Below are 230 nucleotides of genomic sequence, written 5' to 3'. Positions count from 1 at the left end.
AAAAACAACCGTTCGAACTGAGTAGCCCAGAGGGCGTATCGAAGTCTGCGCTGGCAGTTGCCGTTGTTTTTGAAGTTGCAGTTGCAGTTGCAGTTGCTTTTGAAGTTGCTTTTGAAGTTGCAGGCGCAGCCACAGTTGCCGTTGTTTTTGAAGTTGCCGTTGTTTTTGAAGTTGCAGTTGCTTTTGAATTGGCAGTTGACCTACCCCGTCATTTGACGCTGCCACATTTT

At 47.0% G+C, this 230-nt stretch carries 1 protein-coding gene; it reads left to right on the top strand.

Annotation, left to right across the window (positions count from 1 at the left end):
* Window positions 1-230: hypothetical protein (locus tag ACVBEF_RS21420; protein WP_447125910.1), on the top strand; the 230-nt coding region annotated here is incomplete at both ends.

This window comes from Glaciimonas sp. GG7 (assembly GCF_052976905.1).
Note: the sequence above shows the minus strand (reverse complement) of the source record. Positions and strands in the feature narration are given on the sequence as shown.